The organism is Hydrogenophaga sp., from assembly GCF_041633695.1.
Classification (GTDB): Bacteria; Pseudomonadota; Gammaproteobacteria; order Burkholderiales; family Burkholderiaceae_C; genus Hydrogenophaga.
In genome coordinates this window covers 1-7656 of the sequence record NZ_JBFJMY010000188.1, presented here as the reverse complement: position 1 = coordinate 7656, position 7656 = coordinate 1, and the positions used below count along the sequence as shown (strand labels likewise).

Below are 7656 nucleotides of genomic sequence, written 5' to 3'. Positions count from 1 at the left end.
GCCAGTCGCCGCAGGCGCCGGAGGACAGCGGCACCGTGGCATCGATGGCCAGGCGCGACAGCGGGGGTTCGCTCACCACGCGGGCCACGCCAGCAGCGTTGTCGGGCTGGAACTTCAGGATCACCGATTTGAAGTTCACCAGCAGGGCGTCGGGGCTGGCGTTGTAGGGGCGCAGCGATTCGCCGTCGAACTCGCCGGCGTCGCCATCGGGCACCTCGAACGCGCTGTGGTCCAGCACCACATCGCCCAGGATCACCACCACGCCCTGGGCTTGCAGCGCGCCAAAGGCGTCTTGTATGCGTTCCAGCACCAGCTTGGGGTCGCCGTCGCCCCGGATGTACAGGTTGCCGCGCAGGGCGCCGCCGCTCACCTCGCCGTCGGTGTAGAAGCGGGTGTTCCAGGTGTAGTCGGGGCCCAACATGTCGAGCGCCGCGTAAGTGGTCACCAGCTTCATGACCGAGGCCGGGTTCACCGCTTCGTCGGCCCGGTAGCGCAGGCGTTCGCCTTGTTGCGGATCAACCGCCACCACCAACGCCGAGAGCGTGTCCAGCGGCAGCCGGGCGCGCTGCATGGCCGCCACCACCGTGGGCGGCAAGCTGCTGTCGCTGCGCGTCGCCTGCGCGTGAGCGGGCAACGACAGACCCACCAGCCAGACCAGGCATCCCAACAGACGGGCGGGGCGGCGAAGGTGTGACAGCGGGAGGCAAAGCATGGGTCCGATTATCCGGTGCCCGGAGCTCGGGCGTGTGACGCTGTGTGGTGTCCTTGTTCCGGCCCTGGCCGCAAAGGGCCGGCACCGGCTGGCCGATAATGACCGCATGCATGCACCGACCCAGGCCATAGCCGTGGCCAGCCGCTCCAGCCCGCGTTTGCTGGCCATTGAAACCAGCACCGACACCTTGTCGGTGGCGCTGGGTTCGGGCGTGCGTGGCGGGCCGCTGTGGCAGCACACCGGTCCCGGTGGCGCCCAGGCCTCGACCACCTTGCTGCCCCTGGTGCGCGATCTGCTGGACCAGGCCGGTTGGGCCTTGCACGAACTCGATGCCGTGGTGTTTGGCCGTGGCCCCGGTTCTTTCACCGGCTTGCGCACCGCTTGCGCCGTGGCCCAGGGCCTGGCCTATGGCGCGCAAACGGCCGAGCGCCCCACGGGCGTTCCGGTGCTGCCGGTGGACAGTCTGCTGGCGCTGGCCGAGCAGGCCCGTCTGGACGTGCTGGACGCTGGCCAGCCGCTGCCCGGTGTGATCGTGGCCTTGCTCGATGCCCGCATGAACGAGATGTACGCCGCCCCCTACACCTGCACCGACCAGGGTTTGCGCCCCTTGCTGCCGCCGCGCCTGTGTGCGCCGCCCGATCTGGACGCCTACCTGGCGCAGGCCGTGCCCGCCACGCTGCTGGGCCCCAACAGCGCTGGTCTGCTGGCGGGCAATGTGTTTGCGGTGTATGGCGAACAACTGGCGGGGAGCGCGGCGGTGCGCTGGCCCACGCGCACGGCGCTGCCTACCGCCCAGGCTTTGTTGAGCCTGGCGCCCGGCCTGTTGGCCGCAGGTGCTGCCGTGGCCGCGCGGGATGCTTTGCCCCTGTACGTGCGCGATCAAGTCGCCAAAACCACGGACGAACGCGAGCAACTGCGCCAGCAAGCCCTGGCACAGGCCGCAGCCGACGGGGTGCGCGCATGAGTTCTTCGCCGCACACAGCGCCGCAGACGCCGGCTTGCGCGCCCGCCAGCGGCGTACCGGCTTGGGCGATGGGCGACTGGCCGGAACCGGCGGGCGTGGCGACACCGGCGTCGGTCTCTGCGGCGCAAGTGCAGCGCCGCATCGCTTTTGCACCCATGACCGCCGCCGATCTGGAGACGGTGCATCAGGTTGAAAAGTCCGCATACGCCCACCCCTGGTCGCTGCGGCATTTCCACGATTCGCTGGCCTCTACCTACCCAGCGGTGATGCTGCTGGGCGAGGCCTTGCCGGGTGAAACGGTGTACCCGGTGCGGGCCGATGGACGTGTGCTGCTGGGCTATCTGGTGGCCATGCCGGGCATGGAAGAAGTGCATTTGCTCAACATCACCGTGGCGCCGTCCCACCAGCGCCAGGGCTGGGCGCGCTTCATGCTGGACGCGCTGGCCCTGTGGTCGCGTGGCCAGGCCGCGCAATGGCTGTGGCTGGAAGTGCGGGCCAACAACGTCCCGGCGCGTGCGCTGTACACAGCCTGCGGGTTCAAGGAAGTGGGGCTGCGCCGCGGTTATTACCCGGCGGGCCAGTTCCAGCGCGAAGACGCGGTGGTGATGAGCCTGGACTTGTCGCGTGCCAGTGACGGTGCCGCGCCATGAGCGAGAACCCAAGCGACGTGCCCGACACCTCTTTCGTGCCCGAACTCGATGCGCGCCAGCGTGCCATGCTGGCCGAGATGGGTGTGCGCGTCTGGAGCGCGCCCACGTCCATGCCCGCAGCAGAACCGGAGGCGCAGGTCCAGACACCGGTCCGCCCGCAGGCGCCCGCCGCACCCGTGGCTGCGCCAGCACCGGTACCCGCAGCCGCGCGCGCAGCGCCCACCCCGCCCGCCGAGCGCAACCCTGTCCAGACGCCGACTCGACCCGCCACCACCTCGGCCAGCCTGGCCGCCTTGCCGCCCGGCCTGGCCGAAATGGATTGGCCCGCGCTGGGCGAGGCGGTGGCGAACTGCCAGGCCTGCGGTCTTTGCGAGGGGCGCAAACAAAGCGTGTTCGGCGTGGGCAGCACGCAGGCCGACTGGATGGTGGTGGGCGAAGCGCCCGGAGAGCACGAAGACCAGCAGGGCGAGCCTTTTGTGGGTGTGTCCGGGCAGTTGCTCGACAACATGTTGCGCGCCCTGGGTCTGGACCGCCAGGCCTCGGGTGCATCCGGTGTCTACATCACCAACGCCGTCAAATGCCGCCCGCCGGGCAACCGCAACCCTTTGCCAGACGAGCTGGCGCGCTGCCAGTCCTATTTGGCGCGGCAGATCCAGCTGGTGCAACCCAAGGTCATCCTGGCCATGGGCCGCTTCGCGGTGCAAACCCTGCTCAAGACCACCGAACCCATCGGCCGGCTGCGCGGCCAGGTGCACCGGGTCGAAGGCGTGCCGGTGGTCGTGACCTACCACCCGGCCTACCTGCTGCGCACCCCGACCGACAAGGCCAAGGCCTGGGCCGACCTGTGCCTGGCGGCCGAGACGCTGCAGAACTGATCGGACGGCTGGCGACGGCCGTTGCCGCTTCGCCCGGTGGTCCCGACCGCAACCGTAAAATCGGCGCATGACCTTTCTCGATATGTTGCGCGGCGCCGAGCGCCAGAACCGTTCCATGCTGTGTGTGGGCCTGGACCCCGACCCGGCCCGCTTCCCGGACCATTTCAAGGGCGACGCCCACCGCATCTACGACTTCTGCGCCGCCATCGTGGACGCCACGGCCGACACCGCCATCGCTTTCAAGCCGCAAATCGCCTACTTCGCCGCGCACCGTGCCGAAGACCAGCTGGAGCGCCTGATGGCGCACATGCGCAGCGCAGCGCCCCAGGTGCCGGTGATCCTGGACGCCAAACGCGGCGACATCGGCAGCACCGCCGAGCAATACGCCATCGAAGCCTTTGAGCGCTACGGCGCCGACGCGGTCACGCTCTCGCCCTTCATGGGCTTTGATTCGGTGCAGCCCTATTTGAAGCACCACGGCAAGGGCGCGTTTTTGCTCTGCCGCACCTCCAACCCCGGTGGTGACGATTTGCAGAACCAGCGCCTGGCGTCCATCGATGGCCAACCGCTGCTGTACGAACACGTGGCACGTTTGGCGCAAGGGCCGTGGAACCTCAATGGCCAGCTCGGGCTGGTGGTGGGCGCGACCTACCCGAAAGAGATCGAGCGGGTGCGCGCCATCGCGCCGACCTTGCCGCTGCTGATCCCGGGCGTGGGCGCGCAGGGCGGCGACGCCTTGGCCACGGTGAAAGCCGGTTTGCGCACCGACGACAGCGGCACCACCACCGGCGCCATCATCGTCAACTCGTCGCGCGCCATTTTGTACGCATCCTCGGGCCCGGACTTTGCCGTTGCCGCCCGCCAGGAAGCCCTGCGCACACAGGCGCTTTTGCAGGCCGCGCGCAACGCCTAAGAGACCGGCGGCGGCCTTTTTCGGCCAGACGGGCGCACTCAACACGCGCTCGCCGCGCGCCCGCAACACGGGGCGTAAAAATTTGTTGCGGCCCTCTCGGCGCGTTCCAGCGCTCCCTACACTCGCGCACATTCGCCAGACTGTCCGAGAAGGGGATCTCATGTTGTCTACAGAACCAGCGCCGGTACAGGCGTCAGGGCAGCTTGTCGAGGGGCTTCGACACCCCGGCCCGGTGCCCACCGAGACGCAGCCGTCTGGTTGGGCCCAACCAGTGGCCACCACGCTGGCGTCTGCCGCCTTTTTGAGCGCATGCGGCGGCGGGAGTACCACCGGCGCCGTCAGCGCCAGCGACATCCCGGGTGTGAACCCAGCAGACTTCAGCTACCCCAGCGCCGCCAACGACGGCGACGCCGCGCGCTTCTTGCAGCAGGCGCAGTTTTCGTCCACCAGCGCAGAAATCGCGGGTTTGCGCGGCGGGACTTACGCCGCCTGGCTGGGGCGGCAATTCACCCAGGCGCAAGGCCCCAGCGCCTGGGACTGGATGGAATCCCGAGGTTATGGCGCGGTGGACGCCAACAAGTATTACCAGAGCACCGGCCTGGGCGACAACATGGTGTGGAGCCAGCTCTTGAGCGGGCCCGATGCGGTGCGCCGCCGTTGCGCGCTGGCTTTGTCGGAGTTGTTCGTGGTGTCGCTGCAGACCTCGTCTTTCAATTGGCGCGGTCATGCCTTTGCCCACTACTGGGACACCCTGGTGCGCAACGCTTTTGGCAACTTCCGCCAGTTGCTCGAAGACGTGACCCTGCACCCGGTCATGGGCTATTTCCTCAACACCCGGGGCAACCTGAAAGAAGACCCGAAAAAGGGGCGCGTGCCCGACGAGAACTATGCGCGCGAGGTGATGCAGTTGTTCACCATCGGCTTGTACAAGCTCAACCTGGACGGCAGCACACAGACCGATGGGCAGGGGCAGCCGATCGAAACCTATAGCCAGGACGATGTCAGCAACCTGGCGCGCGTGTTCACCGGCTACAACTTCGACACCTCCGACGGCGTGCGTCTGCCAGTGCCGGATTCGTCCAGCACCATCGAAAGCAAGGACTTCGCGCGCAAACCCATGTCGCTGGACCCGAGCAAACACTCCACCCTGGAAGCGGTTTTTCTGGGCGCCACGGTGCCGGCCGGTACACCGGGTGCCGCTGCTCTGAAAATCGCGCTCGATACCTTGTTCAACCACCCCAACGTGGGGCCGTTCTTCGCGCGCCAGATGATCCAGCGCCTGGTCACCAGCGAACCCAGTGCGGCCTACGTGGCCCGCGTGGCCGCGCGCTTCAACAACAACGGTCTGGGCGTGCGCGGAGATTTGCGCGCGGTCTGGGCCGGCATTCTGCTCGACGACGAAGCGCGCGACCCGAAGGCGCCGGCCAATACCCGCTTTGGCAAACTGCGCGAGCCCATGCTGCGGCTGGCCCAATGGGCGCGCACGTTTGGCGTGAACTCGACCGAAGGCAGTTGGAAGGTGTCGGACCTGAGCAACCCGGCCGACCGCCTCGGGCAAAGCCCTTTGCGCTCGCCCTCGGTGTTCAACTTCTTCCGCCCCGGTTATGTGCCGCCCGGTACCGCCCTGGCCGATGCCCAGGCCAGCGCACCCGAATTCCAGCTGGTGAACGAAAGCTCGGTGGGCGGTTATCTGAACTACATGCAAACCGTGCTGCGTAGCGGGATCAGCTCGGACATGAAAGCGGCTTACACCAAAGAGCTGGAGTTGGTGACCGATGCGCGGGCCCTGGTCGCCCATTTGTCGGTGGTGCTGTGTGCCGACCAGTTGTCGGCGGCCACCCAGACCTTGATGGTGGACGCGCTCAATACGCGGCCCGTGACCAGCGCCAGCAGCGAGAACAACAAGCTCGACCGCATCGCGGGTGCGGTGCTCATGGTCATGGCCTCGGCCGAATACCTGGTTCAGAAATAGGGGCGCGACATGGTCTTTTTGCAAACCGAGAAACACACCCGCCGCGCCTTTTTGCGCCGCACCGCGCAACTGGCGTTCACCGGTGCGGCCCTGCCCACCGCCTTGAATCTGGCCGCCATGGGCGAGGCTGCGGCCTTCAACGCCACCGACTACAAGGCCCTGGTCTGCGTGTTCCTGTACGGCGGCAGCGACTACGCCAATTCGGTCGTGACCTACGACAACGCCAGCTACGACCTCTACAGCGCCATCCGTGGCGGCGGTGCGGGCCGCACCGCCGGGGGCGTGGCCCTGGCGCAGTCGGCGCTGTCGGCCACCTTGCTCCAGCCCACCACCGCTTTGCCCGGCGGCCGCCAGTACGCCTTGCACCCGGCCATGACCGGATTGGCCGGGCTGTTCAACAGCGGTGCGGCGGCGGTGCAGCTCAATGTGGGGCCGCTGGTGGTGCCGCTCACGCGCAACGATTACCGCGGCAGCAACCGCACGCTTTATCCCTTGCCGCCCAAACTGTTTTCCCACAACGACCAGCAGTCGGTGTGGCAGTCGTCGTCTCCCGAGGGCTCCAAGGTGGGTTGGGGCGGGCACGTGGGCGACCTGGCTTTGTCCAGCAACAGCAATTCGCTGTTCACCTGCGTGTCGGTCACTGGCAACGCGGTGTTCCTGTCGGGCGATTCGGCCCTGTCCTACCAGGTGAGCACCAGCGGCGCCGTCAAGATCAAGAGCACCGCCAGCAACGTGTACAACTCGTCGGCGGTGCGCGACGCCATCGGCCAGATCGCGCAGCAAAGCCGCAGCCACGTGCTGGAGAACGAATACAACCGCGTCACCCAACGCGCCATCACCTCAGAGTCCGCGCTCACCGCAGCGCTGGCGCCTTTTCCCGCCACCGAAGCGCCCTTCAGCAGCTTCCCGGCTAACAACAATCTGGCCGACCAGCTCAAAATGGTGGCCCGCATGATCGCGGCGCAAAGCAGTCTGGGTGCCAAACGCCAGGTGTTCATGGTCTCCATGGGGGGCTTTGATCTGCACGACAACCTGGTGGCGCAGCAGGCGGTTTTGATGGGGCGTTTGAGTGAAGCGCTGACCGCTTTCCACGACGCCACGGTGCAGCTGGGCGTGGCGAACAAGGTGACCGCGTTCACCGCGTCCGACTTTGGCCGCACCCTGGCTTCGAACGGCGACGGTTCGGACCATGGCTGGGGCAGCCACCACTTTCTGGTCGGCGGCGCCGTCAAAGGTCAGGCTTTCTACGGCAAGGCGCCGCCGGTCAGCGTGGGCAACAGCACCAGCGACGCCGAAGACCAGTGGCATGTGGGCCAGGGGCGCTTGTTGCCCAGTACCTCGGTCGACCAGTACGCCGCGACTTTGGCGAACTGGTTCGGCGTGGAGGGTGGCGAGATGGCGGGCATTCTGCCGAACCTGAAAAATTTCAGCGGGTCGCAATACCCCGCCAACCTGGGTTTCATGGCCTGATCCCCGCGCGGGTCGCGCCTGCGCGACCCGCACGGCAGCCGTGGTGCGGCTATAGATCCGGCCCAGTGAAGTCTGAAGATCCGTTCGGGCTGAGCTTGTC

The 7656-nt window shown here is 67.3% G+C and carries 7 protein-coding genes; 6 read left to right on the top strand and 1 reads right to left on the bottom strand.

The window, feature by feature from the left end; translation table 11 throughout:
* Window positions 1-646 (bottom strand): D-alanyl-D-alanine carboxypeptidase/D-alanyl-D-alanine-endopeptidase (locus ABYB95_RS12745; protein WP_372658933.1); only part of this gene is annotated, 646 nt, incomplete at its 3' end.
* A gap of 172 nt (window positions 647-818) precedes the next feature.
* Between ABYB95_RS12745 and tsaB the strand changes: the two genes are divergently transcribed.
* The 6 genes from tsaB to ABYB95_RS12715 all read left to right on the top strand — a co-directional run bounded on the left by tsaB (window position 819) and on the right by ABYB95_RS12715 (window position 7556).
* Window positions 819-1676, top strand: a complete 858-nt coding sequence (gene tsaB, locus ABYB95_RS12740; RefSeq protein ID WP_372658932.1) for a tRNA (adenosine(37)-N6)-threonylcarbamoyltransferase complex dimerization subunit type 1 TsaB — start codon at window positions 819-821, stop codon at window positions 1674-1676.
* Window positions 1677-1744: 68 nt separating this feature from the next.
* Window positions 1745-2326 carry a ribosomal protein S18-alanine N-acetyltransferase gene (gene rimI / locus ABYB95_RS12735; protein WP_372658934.1) on the top strand — a complete coding sequence of 194 codons (582 nt, stop codon included), beginning with the start codon at window positions 1745-1747 and terminating at the stop codon, window positions 2324-2326.
* On the top strand, window positions 2323-3201 hold the full coding sequence (locus ABYB95_RS12730) for a uracil-DNA glycosylase family protein (RefSeq protein ID WP_372658930.1): 879 nt from the start codon (window positions 2323-2325) through the stop codon (window positions 3199-3201). The genes rimI and ABYB95_RS12730 overlap by 4 nt, the downstream gene beginning before the upstream one ends.
* Before the next feature lie 67 nt (window positions 3202-3268).
* The gene (gene pyrF, locus ABYB95_RS12725; RefSeq protein WP_372658929.1) at window positions 3269-4114 is read left to right on the top strand and encodes an orotidine-5'-phosphate decarboxylase; all 846 of its coding nucleotides are present in this window, start codon (window positions 3269-3271) and stop codon (window positions 4112-4114) included.
* Window positions 4115-4274: 160 nt separating this feature from the next.
* Window positions 4275-6086 carry a DUF1800 family protein gene (locus tag ABYB95_RS12720; RefSeq protein WP_372658928.1) on the top strand — a complete coding sequence of 604 codons (1812 nt, stop codon included), beginning with the start codon at window positions 4275-4277 and terminating at the stop codon, window positions 6084-6086.
* Window positions 6087-6095: 9 nt separating this feature from the next.
* A complete protein-coding gene (locus ABYB95_RS12715) occupies window positions 6096-7556 on the top strand; it encodes a DUF1501 domain-containing protein (RefSeq protein WP_372658927.1) in 1461 nt (486 codons plus the stop codon).
* The last annotated feature ends 100 nt before the right edge of the window (window positions 7557-7656 follow it).

Coding starts and splice junctions, on each gene's coding strand:
- tsaB (WP_372658932.1), top strand. CDS start 819: ATGCATGCACCGACCCAGGCCATAGCCGTGGCCAGCCGCTCCAGCCCG.
- rimI (WP_372658934.1), top strand. CDS start 1,745: ATGGGCGACTGGCCGGAACCGGCGGGCGTGGCGACACCGGCGTCGGTC.
- ABYB95_RS12730 (WP_372658930.1), top strand. CDS start 2,323: ATGAGCGAGAACCCAAGCGACGTGCCCGACACCTCTTTCGTGCCCGAA.
- pyrF (WP_372658929.1), top strand. CDS start 3,269: ATGACCTTTCTCGATATGTTGCGCGGCGCCGAGCGCCAGAACCGTTCC.
- ABYB95_RS12720 (WP_372658928.1), top strand. CDS start 4,275: ATGTTGTCTACAGAACCAGCGCCGGTACAGGCGTCAGGGCAGCTTGTC.
- ABYB95_RS12715 (WP_372658927.1), top strand. CDS start 6,096: ATGGTCTTTTTGCAAACCGAGAAACACACCCGCCGCGCCTTTTTGCGC.